Source organism: Kitasatospora sp. NPDC048194, assembly GCF_043202455.1.
Lineage (GTDB): Bacteria > Actinomycetota > Actinomycetes > Streptomycetales > Streptomycetaceae > Kitasatospora.
Map to the genome: position 1 here is coordinate 310,987 of NZ_JBIDAK010000005.1, position 16,797 is coordinate 327,783.

Below are 16,797 nucleotides of genomic sequence, written 5' to 3' on the forward strand. Positions count from 1 at the left end.
AGCGCTCAACTGTGCAGATCCACCCGCCAGTTGTTGCTGACCATGAACCGCCCGGGCGGGAACTCGAAGTCCGTCCGCCCGAGCAGGGTGAACCCGGCCTTCGCGCACACCGCGTTGGAGGCGGGGTTGTCCACCGACGGGAACGCGTGCAGGTGGCGGTGTGCGGCCTCCCGCCGGGCGGCCTCGACGGCGGCCCGGGCCGCGGCGGCGGCGATGCCCCGTCCCTGGTGCCCGGGCAGCACGTTCCACCCCATCTCGTGCACGGTCTCGCCCTCCCAGGTCCGGGTGCCGTAGCCGACCGTGCCGACCGCCTCGCCCTCGGGCAGCAGCACGATCCGGTACATGCGACCGAGGCCGGACGGGGCGAAGTCCAGGTAGCGCCGGTGCCGGTGGAGCAGCTGCTCCTCGGTCTCCGGCCCGCCGACGTGCTTCTTCATCTCCGGGGTGTTGACCCGGCGCAGCAGCGCGAGGTCGGCGTCCGTCCAGGGCCCCAGTCGTATCTGCGCGGGGGGCATGCGGGGACGTTAACGGCCCCCGGTTGCCGGGGCCACTTCTTTTGGGCGCTGGTGACCGGCGGTGTCAGCCGACCGGTTCGGCCGGTGGCGGCTGCTCGCCCGAACCGCCGGGCTGCGCCAGGGCGCGGGCCAACTGCTCCAGGGCGGGCAGGGCGTGGACGACCGCCTCGCGGTCGGCCGCGGTGAGTGCGCCCAGGGCGGTGGCGATCCGCCGCTCGTGGGCGTGCTGCCAGTCGTCCAGCTGGCGCCGTCCGGCCGGGGTGAGCGCGATCCGGGCGGTGCGCCGGTCGCCGGGATCGGCCTGGCGGTCCACGAAGCCGGCTTCCAGCAGCTTGCCGACCAGTCCGCTCACCGTGTTGGGGGCGAGCCGCTGCCGGGCGGCGAGTTCACCGACCCGCAGCGGGGCGGCGGCGAGCGTCTGCAGGAGCTCGACCTGCGCCATCGGCAGGGACTCCCACGGGTAGTCGGTGCGGATGCTGCTGCGCAGTGCGCGGCGCAACCGGGTGACGGTGTCGGTCAGCCGCCGGGCGTGCTCGACCGCCAGGTCGGGTGCTGAGGCGGCGGGCTCGGGAACGTGCGGTGACGACGGCATGGCGGACAGCGTATCGCCTGGTACGGGGCGTTTCGGGCCTGCCGTCCGCCCCTCGGACACGGCGCGGCAGCCGGTGCGGCGGCGGGCGCGGGCGGGGTCTGACGGCGGGCGCAGCACCAGGCGCGGGGGCGGGCGTGACGGCAGGGTGGCCGCGCCTGGCGGGACGCGGTGGGGCGCCCCCGCCGAGACGCCCGGGGTGAGCGCGGTGTGCCAGGGGACGGAACGTTCTCGTGGCGCGGAACGGAAGCTTCGTCGCATGACGAGCAGCTCGTAGAAGGAACATGTCTGCGTCCGATATATTTGGAATATGAACGCCACCGCTCTGGCCGCGCGCCTGCTCACCGAGCGGCCCCGCCCCCGCGGCATAGCCGGCTGGCGCCACGCCCACTGGCTGGCCGTCGGCACGGTCTGCCTCGGCGCCTTCCTCGGCCAGCTCGACGCCAGCGTCATCGCCCTGGTCTTCCCCGCCCTCGGGCGGCACTTCCACGCCGACTTCGCCGCCGTCGAGTGGGTCGCCCTCGCCTACCTGCTCGTCCTGGTCGCCCTGCTGGCCCCGATCGGCCGGCTCTCCGACCTGGTCGGCCGCAAGACCATGTACATCGGCGGCTTCGCGGTCTTCGGACTGTCCTCGCTGGGCGCGGGGCTCGCCGCCGGCCTGTGGATCCTGGTCGCCTGCCGAGCCGTCCAGGCCGTCGGCGCCGCGATGATGCAGGCCAACAGCGTCGCCCTGGTGGCCCGGGGCGTCCCCGAACACGCCATGCGCCGCGCGCTCGGCATCCAGGCCGCCGCCCAGGGCCTCGGACTGGCGCTCGGCCCCAGCCTCGGCGGGCTGCTGGTCGAGCACGCCTCCTGGCGGTGGGTGTTCTGGGCCAACGTGCCGATCGCGGTGTTCGGCATCCTGGCCGGCTGGTACCTGCTGCCCCGCACCCGGACCTGCGGACCGGTCACGATCCCGCGGCCACGCGGCACCGCTGCGGCCGCCACCGTTGTCACTGCCGGGGCCGGGGCCGCCACCGTTGTCACTGCCGGGGCCATGGCAGGGGCCGGAGCCGGGGAGGAACCCCGGGCACCCCGCTTCGACCTGCCCGGCATGCTGCTGCTCACCGGCGCGACCACGGCACTGCTGCTCGCCCTCTCCACCGCCTCCGGCCTGCCGCTGCCCGGCTGGGCCGTCGCCGCCCTGCTGCTCGCCGCCGCCGTCCTGGCGCTGGCCCTGGTGCGCCAGGAGCGGCGGGCCGCCCGGCCGATCCTGGCCCCGGGGCTGGTGAACACCCCGGGCGTGCGGTCCGGGCTGGTGGTCGCCCTGATCGGGTACCTGCTGCTGTTCTGCCCGCTGGTGCTGGGCCCGGTGCTGCTCACCGGCGCGGGCGTGTCGACGGCCGCCGCGGGCCTGGTGGTCACCCTGCTGCCGGCGGCCTTCGCGGTGGCCGCGACGGCCGGCGGCGGGCTGTTGCCCCGGGGCTGGTCGGACGTCGCCCGGTGCCGCTTCGGGGCCGGCCTGGCGGGGGCCGGGCTGTTGCTGTTCGCCCTGCTGCCGGTCTCCGGTGCGGCGGTGGCGGCTCCGCTGCTGGTCGCCGGGTACGGGCTGGGCCTGCTCCTGCCCGCCAACAACGCGCTGGTGATGCGGGCGATCCCGGCGGAGTGCTCGGCGGTGGGCGGCGGCATGGTGAACATGGCCCGCAGCCTCGGCACCGCGCTCGGCATGGCGCTGTCCGTCCTCGGCGTCCACCTGGCGGGCGCGGCGTCCGGTGGGCGGACGGTGCTGGTCGTCCTCGCCCTGGTCGCGGTGGCGGCCGCCGCGCTGACGAGCCAGACCCCGGCCCGGTCCCGCGAGCGCCTCAGGACGGGCTGACGCCCAGGCCGTCCGGGGCCCGGTTCGGGCCGCGCCGCACCGGCGTCTCCATGGCGCCCGCGCAGTGGTCCAACCCCGCCGCCGCGGCCGGTTCCTCGTCCGCGAGTCCGCGAACGTCTTCAGCAGGTGCTCGCCGACGCTCCGCCCGCCGACGCTCCGACCCTTTGGGGGGCGCCCGGCGACGAACCGTGGCCGGACGGTCGGTGAACCGGAGCGGCTCGGCGGCAGCACCCGGCAGCCTGCGGTAAGGCGGACGGCCGGGGCGCGGTGCGGGCGGTACGGGACCGCCACCGCGCCCCGGCCGCCGGGGACCGGAACCGGGAAGGGCGCTGTCAGGACGCGGGCACGCCGGGGGCGGCGCCGCGCTCCTTGAGCATGTCGGTCATCAGCTCCAGCTCGGAGGTCTGGGCGACCACCATCGACTGGGCGAGCCGCTTCTCGACGTCGTTCTTCGCCAGGTCCACGTAGCCCTGGGCCATCTCGACGCCACCCTTGTGGTGCTCGATCATCAGCTGCAGGTAGTACACCTCGGCGTCCCGGCCACTGAGCGTGCGCAGCTTGGCGATCTGGGCGTTGGTGGCCATGCCGGGCATCAGCGAACCGTCGTGGGCCGCGTAGTCGTGGTCCATCTTCATCCACGCCATCGGCTTGGCGGTCGAGTGCTGGGACAGCCCCCACTGGTCGAGCCAGCCCATCATCATCCCGCGCTGGTTGGCCTGGGTGTTGATGATGTCGAAGGCCAGGGTGCGGGTCGGTTCGTCGCCGGTGCGGTCCCGGACGATGAACGACAGGTCGACCGCCTGCTGGTGGTGGGTCGCCATGTCGCGGGCGAACCCGGCCTCGGGCGAGTCGTCCGCCGGGACGGCCACCGAGGAGGTGCCGGAGGCCGACGTCCCGCTCGCCACCAGGGCCGGCACCCCGAGCGCCAGTGCGACCGCGGCGGCCAGCGCCGCCGGCCACCACAGCCGCCGCCGGCCGCGTGCGGCGGCCGGCTCCTCCGGGGCGCCCGCGTCCACCGCGCCCACCGCGCCCACCGCGCCGGCCGAGTCCGCCGCGCCGTCCGCCGCCCGGCCCGTCGCCGAGGCCTTTCCGGGGTGGCCTGCGTCGGCCGTCACATCTGCCCCATGGTGCAGGAGGCGCCCGGTTCCTGGGTCTGCTTGCCCTGGACGTACTTGGTGAAGAACTGGTTCACCCGCGGGTCGGAGGCGCTGTCCACGATCAGCTGGGTGCTCCAGGCGTTCAGCGTGATGGTGCCCTGCTCGTCCGGGTACGGGCTCATCAGCGAGTAGGGGGTGGTCTTGACCTTGTCGGAGAGGATCTTGATGTCCTCCGGGGTGGCCTTGCCGTTGTACGTCACCCAGACCGCGCCGTGCTCCAGCGAGTGGACGGCGCGCTCGTTCTCGACCGGCTGGTCGTAGACGTGGCCCATGCAGTCGAGCCAGATCGCGTTGTGGTCGCCGCCGACCGGCGGGGTCATCGGGTAGTTGACCTTGTCCTTGACGTGGTTGCGGCTCAGGTCGCCGAAGGTCTTCACGCCCGGGATGTCCGCGTTGGCGGCGGCCTCCTTGTCCTTCTTCTTCTGGTTCTGGTCCATGACGATCCACGTGCCGGTGGCGATCGCGCCGATCACCAGCACACCGGCCGCCACCGACGCGACGATCTTGTTGCGACGGTCGCGGCGCTGCTCGGCGGCGCGCAGTTCGGCGATCCGGGCGCGGCGGTCGGCGGTGCCCTTGTTGGACTGCTTGGAGGCGGAACCCATGACGGTTGTCCTTGTCCCCGCCGCGCACGGTCGTGGCGGCGGACGGCTGAGGTGGAGTGGGGAGGCGGATCCGCCGACGGGAGCCGTCGGCGGCGGGTTCCGCTCAGGACCGGTGGACCTGGAGTTCGTGGAGATCGGGCGCCGGGTGCGGGCCGTCCAGCAGTCCCGCGGGCACCACTCGGGGCAGCGCCTCGGGTGCCGGAGCGGCGAGCGGCGAGACGGCGGGTTGCGGCTGCGGGGGCGGGTTCGGCAGCTGTGCGTCCTGCGGACAGAACGGGTGGCTGGAGCAGCCGTTGTTGCGCGGCGGCTGGCCGTCGGCGGTGCACAGGATCCAGTGGTCCTGCTCCGCGGCGAGCTGCTGCTTCTGGCCGGACGCCTTGGCGGTGTGGCCGGTGCGTCCGGAGTGCGCAGCGGGGGCGGTGGCCTGCGCCGCGCTGACCACCGAGACGGCGACCGCCGGGGCCGGCGCGGTACGGGCGGGAACGTCCGCCGCGCCCGACTGCCCCGCGCAGGGCAGCGCGGTGAGCAGGGCGACCAGCAGCAGGACCAACAGCGCACCAGCCGGGCGGCCCGCCGGTGCGGCCCTCCCCGGTCGGGGTGAGCTGGGGGCCGACGCGGTCATGCGGACATTTAATCAGCCGAACGGGTGAAGCGATGCCCCTCCTTGACCCCCATTTTCGGCGGCCCCTGACCTGCAATGACCAGGAAACGCCCTGCTCGGGGCACATCCGGCAAGCACGGACGGAACGGAACCGAACACCGAGGTGACGGGCCTGCCGCAGTCCCGTCGCCGCCGCTTCACGACCCCGCCGCGCCCTGTCCGCGCGCTGACCGCGCCCCGGCTGCGCGCCGGCCGCGCGCCGCTCGCGCGCCGGCGAAGCGGCTGGTGGGACGGCTGACGGGAGGTGGTGGCCGGGATGATCCGCTCGCTGACCGGTTGTCGCCGAAACCCGGACAGCGTCGTTGCACTCGGAGACAATGACGCCAGTTCGGCCCCGTCGGGGGCGGCGCGACCACGGACCCACCAGGAGCCGCCAGATGAGCAAGCAGGGTGCACCCGCACAGCCGCCCCGGCCGGACGACGGCTGGTGGGACACGGTCTACGACGGCCCGGCGGGCACCCTCCCCGACACCCCGCACGCCGACCCGGGCAGCGGCAGCGTGGACGACTGGTTCGACACGGCGGTCGGGCTGATCGGGCAGCAGCGCACGGCGTCGCCGGAGTCGGAGCCGGAGCAGGAGCCGGAGCAGGAACAGGAGCCGGAGGCCGTCGAGGAGCCCGCGCCTGCGGTTGAGCCCGCGCCTGAGCCCGCGCCCGCGCGGGACAGCATCGACGACTGGTTCGACACCGCGGTCGGCGTGATCGAGGGAACCGGAGCGGGCGAAGGCACCGAGCAGATCGGGCGCCAGCGCACCTCGACGGAGACCCACCAGTTCCCCGCCCCCTCCTTCGCCACCGATGCGCCCCGGCCGGAGCCCACCCCCGACCCCGACCCCGAACCCGAGTCCCACCGCGAGCCCGAACTCGAGCAACCGGAACCCGAGACGCCGTCCAGCCCGATCTCGCTGGACAAGCCCGCCCCGGCCCCCGCCATCGACCCGACGCCCGAACCCGAGGCGGCAGCCTCCGAAGCCGGGTCCAAGCCCGAACCCGCCCCCCAGCCCCCGGCGCCCGCACCCACCGCCGGCCCCGAGCCCGACCCCGAGCCCGGCCTCCAACCTGAGACGGGACCCGAACCCGCGCCCGACCCCGAACCCGCGCCCACCGCCCCCGACCCCCGGCTGGCCCTCCGGACCCCGCGCGCCGGGAGCGGACCCACCGTCCCGCACGTCGGCGAGCGCCCCCCGACCTACGGCCCCGAGCCGACCGCCGTACCGGAGGCCGATCCGAACGCGCTCGGCATGATCGTCCCCGACACCGCGCTGGAGGGCGCCCACTACGGCAACACCGTCCTGCGCGCCGTCTCCGTCCGGGGAGACTCGGCCCGCTACCGGGGTGAACCGCGCCGCGACAGCCTGCTGGTGACCAGGTTCGGCGACGGCCCCGAGGGACTGCTGCTCGCCGTCCTCGCGGGCTTCGACCGCACGGGCGAGGCCGAGGACGGGGTGCTCACCGCGCAGGCCGTGGCCACCGCCACCGCCGAAGCCTGCCGCCAGCTCGCCGCCGCGATCGGCCGCAGCCGGCCGGGCCTGGCCGCCGACCTGCGCGACGGCGCCCGGGACCGGCTGCGCTACGGCCTCCAGCGCCTGGCGACCAGCGCCGCCGCGCCGTTGCGCGCACTGGCGCCCCGGGCCGAGAAGGAACAGGGAGCCTCCCCGGCCGCCCTGCACTGCCTGCTGGTGTCCCTGGACCCGGCAGCGGGCTACCGCGCGGCCTTCGGCGTCGGACCGGGCGGCCTCTACCTGCTGCGTGCCGGCCACTGGATCGACGCCTACGCGGCCCGGCTGCTCCACCACCCGGACGGCCAGCCGCCGGTGCCGGACGCCCCGCTGCCCGACCCGCGCCCCTTCCGCTTCCGCCTCGTCCCCGCCACCCCCGGCGACATCCTGCTGCTCTGCGCGCCGGGCCTGGCCGCGCCGATCGCGGAGGAGCCCGCCGTAGCCCACTTCCTGTCCTCCCACTGGGCCCACCCCCACCCCCCGGGAACGGTCGACTTCCTGCGCCAGGTCCAGGTCCGCGCCAAGGGCTACGCCGACGACCGCACAGCCGCCGCCATCTGGACCGAGTAACGCGGCGCCCCGCAACCACCAGAAGTCGCCCCGTCCGACTTCTGGCAGCGGAACGAGCCCGCCGACTCCGACAGGCACGGCCCTCCGTCCGTATCACCGGCCCGCTTCGAACCCCCCTCCGCCGCCGACCCGCACCGCCCCACACCTGCAGACCCCGGTCCGCACGGCAGCAGACCCCGGTCCTCAGACCGGGTTTGAGATCTGCCGTGTCCCGTGGCTGGCGGGGTTGTTGAGCTTTCCTGAGCGGTGTCGGGGTGGGTACCCGTCGGACCTGACGGGTGAGCAGCGGTCGCTGGTGGAGCCGTTGCTGCCGTCGGCGCGGGTGGGTCGAAGGGCGGTCGGCGGGAGAAGCATCCGCGCCGGCGGACCGCGGCGAGCATCCAGGACCGCGACGGCGCGAAGCGGCCGTTGCTGTGGACCAGGCTCGATCACCCCGGCATCAAGAACATCTGGGCCGACCAGGGCTTCGCCGGCCGCCTGGTCGAACGGGCCGCCGAAATCCTCGGTCGCGACCTGGAGATCGTCCGTGAGGAACCTGGCCCGCGCGGCTTCCTGGTCCAGCCCAAGCGGTGGGCGGTAGAGCGCGCCTTCTCGTGGCTCACCGCCCACCGCCGCCTCGCCCGCGACTACGGGACCAGCCCAGCCCACCCCGAAACCATGATCCGCTGGGCCGTGATCGGCATCATGGTCCGCCGGCTCACGCGCAACGCGCCGGCATCCCGGCCTGGACCCCGGCCACTTGCCCGCATCTCGGTGAGCTGACCGGACGCGTCGGTTCGCAGCGGGACCTTCAGCCCGCAGTGTCCCCGAACAGCTTGGCCTCCATCGCACGTAGGTCATCGTCGCCGAGTAGCGGAGCGGTCCAGCCGTTGCTCCGGGCATGCGCGATGAAGCGCGGGTCGAGCGCCACATGGTGACGCTCGACGTAGTGGGCCAGGTCCGAGTACCAGAGCCAGCACCCGTCAGTCAGCAGGTGCAAGCCGCCGATCACGTCACCCCCGGAACTGAGAACGTCGCGCACGAGCGTGGTCGTGGCGGCAAGGACCGTACCGGCGCGCAGGTACCTGACCAACTCGCGGGCGTCCGCCGGCCCCTGGGCGCGAACAGCAGACCGGAGCGACGGCCCGTCCGGCCTGCCGTGCTCGAGCTCTTGGAAGTCGCCGACGAAAGGGAACACCTCATCGATCACCCGCAGAGGCTAGAGCACGTAGGCGTCGCGATCGACTGAGATCTCGAACGCGGTCTCACACCTGCAGACCCCGGTCCGAGACCCCGTGGAGCCGACCGCGGCACGCGGCTGCCCGCACTGCCGGCAGCCGATCGCCACCGTGTGCCTCGCTTGATCGACTCCACCAACTCGCCGAGGCGGACACGGATTTACCCGGATCGGGTGAGCGGCGTGGCGACACGCCGAGCGTCCGGCCGCCGGGCTGCCAGGATCGGGGCCTCGACCAGCCCGACCCACCCGCAGCCTGCCGCCCGGCACCGCTGCCACCCGAGCACGCCCGCCACCGGGCGGCCGACCCGGCATGTGCCGTGCGCCGGCCGCCCGGTGAGCCGGCCTGCCCCGCACCCGCCGCCGAACCCGGGAGCAACGTGACCGAGACCAGCCAGGCCCCCACCGGGGCAGCCGACACCCGGCCCGACACCGAACCGCAGGAGCACGACGAGGAACTGCGGTACCAGTTTCCCGGCGACAAGCGCCAGGACGTCGGCAGGTCCATCTCCAGCACCACGATGGTCCGCCGCCTACCCCACCTGATCCGCCGCGCCCTTGCCCTCGCCTGGCAGGCCGACCGCCGCTCCACCCTGCTCCTGCTCCTCGCCCAGGCGGCTTCCGGCGTGTTCGGCGCGCTCGCCCTCTACGCCACCACCGGCACCCTCGCCGCGCTGCTGCGCCCCGGCCCCGTCACCGCTCACCTGCGCGCCGCCGCACCGTCCTTGACGCTGCTCACCGCCTCCGTCGCGCTGCGCGCAGGCCTGGGCATCGCCGTGACGACGCTGGCCGGCCGGGTCGGGCCGCGGGTCAACCGGGACGCTGACCTCAAGCTGATCGAGGCCGGGTGCTCGGCCGAACTCGCTGCCTACGACCAGCCCTCGTACAACGAGAGCTGGGAGGCGGCCGACCGCGGCGCGGCGACCACCCCCGACCTGCTCGGCTCCGCCCAGGACGTCATCGCCTCCACCGTCTCCCTGATCGCCGCCGCCGGCGTCCTGACCACCCTCAACCCGTGGCTGCTGCCGTTCCTGCTGCTCGGCTCGATCCCCGCCGGGCTCGCCGCCGTCCGCACCGCCCGCATCCACTACCTCGCCGCCGTCACCACCAACGACGAACGGGCCGCGCTGCGGATCTACCGCTGGCACCTGATCGACAAGCAGCGGGCCGACCAGGTCCGCTCCGACCAGGTCCTGCCGTTCATGATGGCCATGTACCGCAAGGCCGAGGCCCGGATCGTCGCGGTCACCGACAAGGCCGGCACCGACGCCGCCCGGGTCTCCCTGCTCGCCGCCCTGGCCAGCGGCGTCGGAGCCGCACTGATGTGGGGCGCCCTGCTGTACCTGGTCTCCAGCGGCCGCATCGGCCTGGCTGCCGCCGGCTCCGCCACGTTCGCGCTGCGCACCGCGGCCGGCGGCGTGCAGGGCATGGTCGGCCACGGCGCACGCCTCTACCGCATGGGCCTGTACCTCGACGACTTCTTCTCGTTCCTCGACGAGGCCGGCGGGCACCGCATCGCCCGCGGCGAGATCCTGCCCGGCCCGCCGAAGACGATCGAGGTCACCGGCCTCACCTACTGCTACCCCGGCGAGCAGCAGGAACCGGCACTGCGCGGCGTCGACCTGACCCTCCACCAGGGGGAGGTCGTCGCGGTGATCGGCCAGAACGGCTCCGGCAAGTCCACCCTCCTCAAGCTGCTCTCCGGCCTGTACCTGCCGCAGGACGGCGGCGGCCGGATCCTCTGGAACGGCATCCCGATCGAGGACCTGGATGCGGACGGTCTGTTCCGCCAGGTCGCCCGGGTGCCGCAGGAGTTCGCCCGGTGGCCGCTGCCCGCTCACGCGAACATCCATCTCGGCCACCACGACGGCGATCCCGGCGAGGCGGTCCGGAACGCGGCGGCGCTGACCGGGTTCGACGAGGTCGTGTCCCGGCTCCGTTCGGGCTGGCGGACCCTCCTCGCCCAGGGCTGGCAGGGCGGCGCCGAGCTGTCCGGCGGCGGCTGGCAGCGCGCCGCCGTCGCCCGGGCGTTCTACCGCACCCGCCGCCGGCCCGGCTTGCTGATCCTCGACGAGCCGACCTCCGACCTCGACCCCCGTGCCGAACACCGCATCCTGCACGCCCTGCACGACCTTGCCCAGGACCGCATCACCCTGCTGGTCACCCACAACCTGGCCAACGCCAGGCTCGCCGACCGGATCGTCGTCATGGACCAGGGCCGCATCGTCCAGACCGGCACCTGGGACGAACTGGCCCGACAGCCCGGCGGCCTGTTCCGCGAACTCCTCGACCTCCAGCAGGACCGCACGCTCCCCGCGCAGCGCACCGCTGCCGAGTAACTCCCCGGCCGCCTTCCCGCGGTGGGTGGAGGCAGGATCCGACCAGCGCCCGGGGAGGCCGGTCAGCCGGCTGGTGTGCAGGAAGTCGGCCCGGCCGACTTCCTGCACACCAGCCCGCGCCCTCCGCTGGCTCAGGTGCGCAGCAGGATCCGGGCGACCGCTGTGGCCTGGGTGAGGGCGGCGGGGCGGTGGGCGCCGGGGAGGCCGATGGCGATGGGGACGGCGAGGCCGTCCAGGAGGGCGCGCAGTTGGGTGGCGCGGTCGGCGGCCGGGCCGGGGGTGAAGTGGCCGGTGGTGGCGCCCTCTTCGAGGAGGGCGACCAGGTCGGCCTGCCAGGGGGCCTCGATCTCCTGCTGGCCCTGGCGGATCTCGGCGCTCGCGGGGGAGCGGCCCCAGACCTCGACCCAGAGGATCCAGCGCGGGTCGCCCGGCCCCTCGGGCAGGTAGAGCCGCAGGTAGGCGTCCAGCCGTTGCCAGGGGTCGGCGGTGTGGTCGGTGAGGGCCTCGTGGCGGCGGGCGCCGAGTTGGTCCTCGCTCCAGCGGAGGGTCTCCAGCAGCAGCTGGTCCTTGCTGCCGAAGTAGTAGAGGAGGTGTCCGGCGCTCATCTGGAGCTGCTTGCCGAGCCCGGCCATGGTGAGCTTGGCGAGCCCGTGTTCGGCGATCGCGGCCCGGGCGGTGGCGAAGACCTCCTCGCGGGGGCGCGCCGGGCGGCGCGGGCGGGCGTCCGCCATGTGCTGTGCTCTCCCTCGGTGGTGCGGGGCTCGGAAGGCTCGTCCGGGTGGGAGCGCACGGCTCCCACCCGGGAAGGGCGGCTCAGGGGATCAGAGGGCCTTCGGCTGCTGCTGGGTGATGCAGTGGATGCCGCCGCCGTTGGCGAAGATCTCGCGGGCGTCGACGAGTTCGACGGTGCGGCCCGGGTAGGCCTTGGCGAGGATGTCGGCGGCCTCCTGGTCGCGCGGGTCGGCGAAGGCGCACAGGATGACCGCGCCGTTGGCCACGTAGTGGTTGATGTAGGAGTAGTCGACCGGCTCGCCGTCCTCGTCCAGCAGGACGGTGGGGGCGGGCAGTTCGATGACCTCCAGCGGGCGGCCCTGGGCGTTGGTGGAGGCGCGCAGGATGGCGACCAGCTCCTTGCAGACCTCGTGGTCCGGGTGGGCCGGGTCCGGCTGGACGTGGGCGACGACGACGCCGGGGCGCACGAAGGAGGCGACGATGTCGATGTGGCCGCGGGTGCCGAACTCGTCGTAGTCGCGGGTGAGTCCGCGCGGCAGCCAGATCGCCTTGGTGGTGCCGAGGAAGGCGTGCAGCTCGGCCTCGACCTCCTCCTTGGTCCACTCGGCGTTGCGGCCCTCGCCGAGCTGGACGGTCTCGGTGACCAGCACCGTGCCCTCGCCGTCGACGTGGATGCCGCCGCCCTCGTTGATCAGCCGGGAGGCGAAGCGCTGGACGCCGGTGAGTTCGCCGATGTGCTCGGCGATGTGCTGGTCCTTGTCCCAGCGGGCCCAGGACTGCGCGCCCCAGCCGTTGAAGATCCAGTCGGCGGCGGCCACCGAGCCCTTGCCGTCGATCAGGAAGGACGGGCCGATGTCGCGCATCCAGGCGTCGTTGAGCGGACGCTCGACGATCTCGACCTGCTCGGAGACGTAGCGGCGGGCGGCCTCGGTCTCACCGGTGTTGACGATCAGCGTCACCGGCTCGTACCTGACGATGGTGTCGGCCACGGCCGCCCAGGCCCGGCGTGCCGCGTCCAGTGCTTCGGGCCCGTCGAAGGTGGGGTTGGTGGTCGGGAAGGCCATCCAGGTGCGGTCGTGGGGGTGCCATTCGGCGGGCATCCGGTAGCCGAGCGAGGCGGGCGTGGGGGTGGTCATCGTCGAGTCCTTGAGGGGAGGATCGGAGGGGGAGGGGATCAGCGGAGTCAGAGGAAGTAGAGGCGGCTGAGGGACACGCTGTCGGCGGGATCGGAGCGCAGCGGCGAGCCGTCCAGCGAGACCAGTCCGGTCTCGGTGACCTCGACCTGGCCGATCCGGGCGTTGCGGACCATGTCGCGCGGCCCGATGCCGCGGGTGCCCCGGACGCCGACGCGGCGGCGGCGGGTGGGCAGTCCGTCGGCGGGGCGGTCGAGGTAGGCGCCGTCGGCGGCGGCCTGGGCGACGAAGGCCACCGAGATGTCGGCGGCGGTGGCGCCGTGGGCGCCGAACTGCGGGCCGAGGACGAGAGGTTCGCAGCGGTCGGTGGAGGCGTTGGGGTCGCCGACCACGCCGTAGGCGGGGAAGCCGGCCTTGAGGACGAGCTGCGGCTTGGCCCCGAAGTGGTCCGGGCGCCACAGCACGATGTCGGCGAGCTTGCCGACCTCGATCGAGCCGACCTCGTGCGCGAGGCCGTGGGCGATGGCCGGGTTGATCGTGAGCTTGGCGATGTAGCGCAGCACGCGCTCGTTGTCGTCGCCGCCCGCGGTCGTCCCGTAGGAGCCGGTGCCGTCCATGGGGCCGAGTTCGGCCTTCATCTTGCCGGCCATGGCGAAGGTGCGGCGCACGGTCTCGCCGGCCCGGCCCATGCCCTGGGCGTCGGAGGAGGTGATGCCGATGACCCCGAGGTCGTGCAGCACGTCCTCGGCGCCCATGGTGCCGGCCCGGATGCGGTCGCGGGCCATGGCGGCGTCGCCGGGCAGGTCGACCTTGAGGTCGTGGGCGGAGACGATCATGCCGAAGTGCTCGCCGAGCGCGTCCCGGCCGAAGGGCAGGGTGGGGTTGGTCGAGGAGCCGATGACGTTCGGCACGCCCGCCATCTTCAGCACGTTGGGGACGTGCCCGCCGCCGCAGCCCTCGATGTGGAAGGCGTGGATGGTGCGGCCCTCCAGCACCTTCAGGGTGTCCTCGACGGAGAGGCACTCGTTCAGGCCGTCGGTGTGCAGGGCGACCTGGACGTCGTACTCCTCGGCGACCCGCAGCGCGGTGTCCAGGGCGCGGGTGTGGGCGCCCATGTCCTCGTGCACCTTGAAGCCGGAGGCGCCGCCCTCGGCCAGGGCCTCGATCAGCGGGGCCTCGTCGGAGGACGAGCCGCGGCCCAGGAAGCCGATGTTGACGGGCCAGGCGTCGAAGGCGTTGAAGGCGTGGCGCAGCGCCCAGGGGGAGTTGACGCCGACGCCCCAGACCGGGCCGAACTCCTGGCCGATGATGGTGGTGACCCCGGAGGCGAGCGAGGCCTCCATGATCCGCGGCGAGAGCAGGTGGACGTGGGTGTCGATGGCGCCGGCGGTGGCGATCATGCCCTCGCCGGAGACGATCGTGGTGCCGGTTCCGACGACCACGTCCACGCCGTCCAGGGTGTCCGGGTTGCCGGCCCGGCCGATCGAGGCGATCCGGCCGCCGATCAGACCGATGGAGGTCTTGCGGATGCCCTGGATCGCGTCGATGACCAGCACGTTGCTGATCACCACGTCGCAGGTGTCGCGCACGGCGGCGGGCTTGAGGTGCAGGCCGTCGCGGGCGGTCTTGCCGAAGCCGGCCAGGAACTCGTCGCCGGGCGCCTGGGAGTCGGACTCGACCCGGACGATCAGGCCGCTGTCGCCGAGCCGGATCCGGTCCCCGGCGCGGGGGCCGTGCACGGAGATGTAGTCGTGGGGAGTGATCGACGTCATGACGGCACCTCCGCGTCGTCGAAGCTGGTCAGGTAGCCGGTCGCGCGGGCCTTCTCGAGGGCGGCCTCCTTCGCGCCGGGCGCGTCCAGGGGGCCGTCCACGAGCCCCGCGAACCCGATCGCGACCCGTCGGCCGCCGATCGGCACCAGGCCGACCTCGACGGTGGCGCCCGGGTCGAAGCGGACCGAGGAGCCGGCCGGGACGGCGAGGTGGGTGCCGTAGGCGGCGGCGCGGTCGAAGGCCAGGCGCGGGTTGGCCTCGAAGAAGTGGAAGTGCGAGGTGACCGAGATCGGCACCTCGGAGGTGTTGTGGACGGGGATCAGCAGCGTCTCCTCGACCGGGTCGTAGCCGTCGCCGTCGCCGGCCAGGGCGGTGCCGGGGGCGTCGTCGCCGAGCGAGCCGGCGCCCTTGAACGGGTCGTTGACGACGGCGAGGCGGGTGCCGTCCTCGAAGACCGCCTCGACCTGGACGACGGTGACCACGTCCGGCACGCCGGGCAGCACGTCGTCGGCGGTCAGGACGGAGCGGCCGGCCTCGATGGCCTCGGCCAGGCGCAGGCCGTCGCGGGCGGCCTCGCAGACGGTGTCCGCGATCAGGGCGGTGGCCTCGGGAATGTTGAGGCGCACGCCCCGGGCGCGGCGGGCGCGGGCCAGCTCGGCTGCTGTGAAGATCAGCAGCCGGTCCCGCTCGGTGGGGGTCAGTCGCACGGTTCCTCGCTCGCTCGTCGGCCGGGGAGGGGGTGGCCGGGGCCGGGGGCTTCCGGGGTGATGTTCGCACCATCGTTTAGAACGTCGTTCAAACATCTGGGGGACATTGAACCCGGACCGGGGCGCCGTGTCCAGCCTCCCCGTCCACCTTCCGGACCAGCCTTCCGGGACCAGCCTTGCGGCTCCGGCCCGGTCCGGCCCGTCGGGCGGGCGGTGGGGGTGAGAGCGGCGTCCGCGCGCCCCGCGTGGCCGCCGCCGAGCCGGGGCGCGCGGCCGGGCGCACGGTCCGTCCGGGCGCCGGGTGTGCGCGGGATCGGACGGGGGCGGCTTCGAAAACCGCCACTGCGCTTCGCAAACCTGTCCGGCGCGGGCAGTTGGATCACGTGAACCTCCCCGTGCCCCTTTCACCCCACGTGATCGGACGCACACTGTTGCAAACGTCGTCAACTGGGCATGAGGATGGGTGGTCAGAACGAGGGGGCGACCCGGCCGGCGGGGGATCCGGAGGCGGGGGCCCGGATTCGAGGGCGGGGGCATGTGTTGATGGACGGTCAGTCGCGATTCCCGCGACAGCGGACGAGTTCGGGCGACGCCTACCGGGCCGGGACGGGCCAGGGCCCTGCCGCCGGCACCGGGACGACCGTGTCCGGCGCGTCGGCGCCCGGCTGCGCGGTGCACCGCCGGCTCCACCTGACGATCGACCCGGCGGACCTGGTCGCGGTCGGCGCGGTCCGCCACCGGCTGCGCACGGCCCTGAGCCACTGGGGAGTGCCGGAGCTGTCCGACACCGCCGAACTGCTCTCCTCCGAGCTGGTCACCAACGCGCTGCTGCACACCGGCAAGGGCGCCGTCTTCGACGCCGTGCTCGGCACGGACAGCCGGCTGCGGATCGAGGTGCAGGACGGCGCGAGCCGACTGCCGGGGCGCCGCCGCGATCCGGAGCCCGAGTACGCGACCTCCGGGCGCGGCCTGCTGCTGGTGGAGGCGCTCGCGGATTCCTGGGGCGTGCAGCTGAAGGGCGACGGCAAGATCACCTGGTTCGAGCTCGCCCTGCCCTGAGCTCGCCTGCCCTCAGCGGCGTCCGCGCCCTCAGCGGCGTCCACGCCCTGAGTCGCGCCACCCGTCCCGAGCGGCGCCCCGTCCTGAGCGCCGCTCCCGCCCGAGGGGCGCCCGCCCCGAACGGTGCCCGCCCCGAGCCGTCGCCTTCCGTCACGGACCGTACCCCTCTCCCCACCGCACCGTTCGCCGTCGATCGATCCGCCCCCGAAGCACGCCCTGACCACAAGGCGGAGCCCAAGATTTCCCGCCCGTTGCCATTGCCGCTGGGCCGAACATTGGCCAGGATGGTGGGAATGTGTGTCCACGTGCGGGAAGCAGCGGGGAGACCCGAACCTCGACTGACCACCGTCCGTCGGCACCGTCCGATCCAGCACGACCCATCACACCG

Annotated in this window: 15 protein-coding genes; 5 read left to right on the plus strand and 10 right to left on the minus strand. The window is 74.0% G+C overall.

Annotation, left to right across the window (positions count from 1 at the left end):
- Positions 1-5 precede the first annotated feature (5 nt).
- A complete protein-coding gene (locus tag ACGF07_RS09970; RefSeq protein WP_392897023.1) occupies positions 6-515 on the minus strand; it encodes a GNAT family N-acetyltransferase in 510 nt (169 codons plus the stop codon).
- A gap of 64 nt (positions 516-579) precedes the next feature.
- Positions 580-1,107: a MarR family transcriptional regulator gene (locus ACGF07_RS09975; RefSeq protein ID WP_350740859.1), complete on the minus strand. Its 528-nt coding sequence runs from the start codon at positions 1,105-1,107 to the stop codon at positions 580-582.
- Between the two features lie 307 nt (positions 1,108-1,414).
- Between ACGF07_RS09975 and ACGF07_RS09980 the strand changes: the two genes are divergently transcribed.
- Positions 1,415-2,959 (plus strand): MFS transporter, encoded by a 1,545-nt coding sequence (locus tag ACGF07_RS09980; protein WP_392897025.1) that lies wholly within the window; start codon positions 1,415-1,417, stop codon positions 2,957-2,959.
- Between the two features lie 332 nt (positions 2,960-3,291).
- Here the strand turns inward: ACGF07_RS09980 and ACGF07_RS09985 are convergent, their stop codons facing one another.
- The 3 genes from ACGF07_RS09985 to ACGF07_RS09995 all read right to left on the minus strand — a co-directional run bounded on the left by ACGF07_RS09985 (position 3,292) and on the right by ACGF07_RS09995 (position 5,343).
- On the minus strand, positions 3,292-3,975 hold the full coding sequence (locus tag ACGF07_RS09985) for a DUF305 domain-containing protein (RefSeq protein ID WP_392897071.1): 684 nt from the start codon (positions 3,973-3,975) through the stop codon (positions 3,292-3,294).
- Positions 3,976-4,070: 95 nt separating this feature from the next.
- Complete coding sequence (locus ACGF07_RS09990; RefSeq protein WP_350740853.1) at positions 4,071-4,721, minus strand: DUF3105 domain-containing protein; 651 nt, start codon at positions 4,719-4,721, stop codon at positions 4,071-4,073.
- 103 nt (positions 4,722-4,824) lie between these two features.
- Positions 4,825-5,343 (minus strand): hypothetical protein, encoded by a 519-nt coding sequence (locus ACGF07_RS09995; protein WP_392897027.1) that lies wholly within the window; start codon positions 5,341-5,343, stop codon positions 4,825-4,827.
- A 416-nt stretch (positions 5,344-5,759) separates the two neighbouring features.
- Between ACGF07_RS09995 and ACGF07_RS10000 the strand changes: the two genes are divergently transcribed.
- Together ACGF07_RS10000 and ACGF07_RS10005 are read left to right on the plus strand one after the other, a co-directional pair.
- Entirely contained in the window at positions 5,760-7,451 is a 1,692-nt protein-coding gene (locus ACGF07_RS10000) for a hypothetical protein (protein WP_392897029.1), read from the plus strand.
- Between the two features lie 378 nt (positions 7,452-7,829).
- On the plus strand, positions 7,830-8,213 hold the full coding sequence (locus ACGF07_RS10005) for a hypothetical protein (RefSeq protein ID WP_392897073.1): 384 nt from the start codon (positions 7,830-7,832) through the stop codon (positions 8,211-8,213).
- A gap of 28 nt (positions 8,214-8,241) precedes the next feature.
- Here ACGF07_RS10005 and ACGF07_RS10010 read toward each other — a convergent pair whose 3' ends face one another.
- Positions 8,242-8,640, minus strand: a complete 399-nt coding sequence (locus ACGF07_RS10010; protein WP_392897031.1) for a hypothetical protein — start codon at positions 8,638-8,640, stop codon at positions 8,242-8,244.
- 407 nt (positions 8,641-9,047) lie between these two features.
- On the opposite strand from ACGF07_RS10010, the gene ACGF07_RS10015 reads away from it, so the two are divergent.
- Positions 9,048-11,006, plus strand: coding sequence for an ATP-binding cassette domain-containing protein (locus ACGF07_RS10015; protein ID WP_392897033.1), 1,959 nt, complete (start codon positions 9,048-9,050; stop codon positions 11,004-11,006).
- Between the two features lie 131 nt (positions 11,007-11,137).
- Here ACGF07_RS10015 and ACGF07_RS10020 read toward each other — a convergent pair whose 3' ends face one another.
- The 4 genes from ACGF07_RS10020 to ureA form a co-directional block, all read right to left on the minus strand.
- Positions 11,138-11,737 (minus strand): TetR family transcriptional regulator C-terminal domain-containing protein, encoded by a 600-nt coding sequence (locus tag ACGF07_RS10020; protein ID WP_350744828.1) that lies wholly within the window; start codon positions 11,735-11,737, stop codon positions 11,138-11,140.
- A 90-nt stretch (positions 11,738-11,827) separates the two neighbouring features.
- Positions 11,828-12,874, minus strand: coding sequence for an agmatine/peptidylarginine deiminase (locus tag ACGF07_RS10025; RefSeq protein WP_392897035.1), 1,047 nt, complete (start codon positions 12,872-12,874; stop codon positions 11,828-11,830).
- A 47-nt stretch (positions 12,875-12,921) separates the two neighbouring features.
- The gene (locus tag ACGF07_RS10030) at positions 12,922-14,643 is read right to left on the minus strand and encodes an urease subunit alpha (protein ID WP_350744824.1); all 1,722 of its coding nucleotides are present in this window, start codon (positions 14,641-14,643) and stop codon (positions 12,922-12,924) included.
- Positions 14,640-15,350 carry an urease subunit gamma gene (gene ureA, locus ACGF07_RS10035; protein ID WP_350744822.1) on the minus strand — a complete coding sequence of 237 codons (711 nt, stop codon included), beginning with the start codon at positions 15,348-15,350 and terminating at the stop codon, positions 14,640-14,642. Before ureA ends, ACGF07_RS10030 begins: the two co-directional genes overlap by 4 nt.
- 642 nt (positions 15,351-15,992) lie before the next feature.
- On the opposite strand from ureA, the gene ACGF07_RS10040 reads away from it, so the two are divergent.
- Positions 15,993-16,409, plus strand: a complete 417-nt coding sequence (locus ACGF07_RS10040; protein ID WP_392897037.1) for an ATP-binding protein — start codon at positions 15,993-15,995, stop codon at positions 16,407-16,409.
- The last annotated feature ends 388 nt before the right edge of the window (positions 16,410-16,797 follow it).

Bases quoted from the DNA above. Each gene is read 5' to 3' on its own strand.
- ACGF07_RS09970 (WP_392897023.1), bottom strand. From the start codon at position 515: ATGCCCCCCGCGCAGATACGACTGGGGCCCTGGACGGACGCCGACCTC.
- ACGF07_RS09975 (WP_350740859.1), bottom strand. From the start codon at position 1,107: ATGCCGTCGTCACCGCACGTTCCCGAGCCCGCCGCCTCAGCACCCGAC.
- ACGF07_RS09980 (WP_392897025.1), top strand. From the start codon at position 1,415: ATGAACGCCACCGCTCTGGCCGCGCGCCTGCTCACCGAGCGGCCCCGC.
- ACGF07_RS09990 (WP_350740853.1), bottom strand. From the start codon at position 4,721: ATGGGTTCCGCCTCCAAGCAGTCCAACAAGGGCACCGCCGACCGCCGC.
- ACGF07_RS09995 (WP_392897027.1), bottom strand. From the start codon at position 5,343: ATGACCGCGTCGGCCCCCAGCTCACCCCGACCGGGGAGGGCCGCACCG.
- ACGF07_RS10000 (WP_392897029.1), top strand. From the start codon at position 5,760: ATGAGCAAGCAGGGTGCACCCGCACAGCCGCCCCGGCCGGACGACGGC.
- ACGF07_RS10020 (WP_350744828.1), bottom strand. From the start codon at position 11,737: ATGGCGGACGCCCGCCCGCGCCGCCCGGCGCGCCCCCGCGAGGAGGTC.
- ACGF07_RS10025 (WP_392897035.1), bottom strand. From the start codon at position 12,874: ATGACCACCCCCACGCCCGCCTCGCTCGGCTACCGGATGCCCGCCGAA.
- ACGF07_RS10030 (WP_350744824.1), bottom strand. From the start codon at position 14,643: ATGACGTCGATCACTCCCCACGACTACATCTCCGTGCACGGCCCCCGC.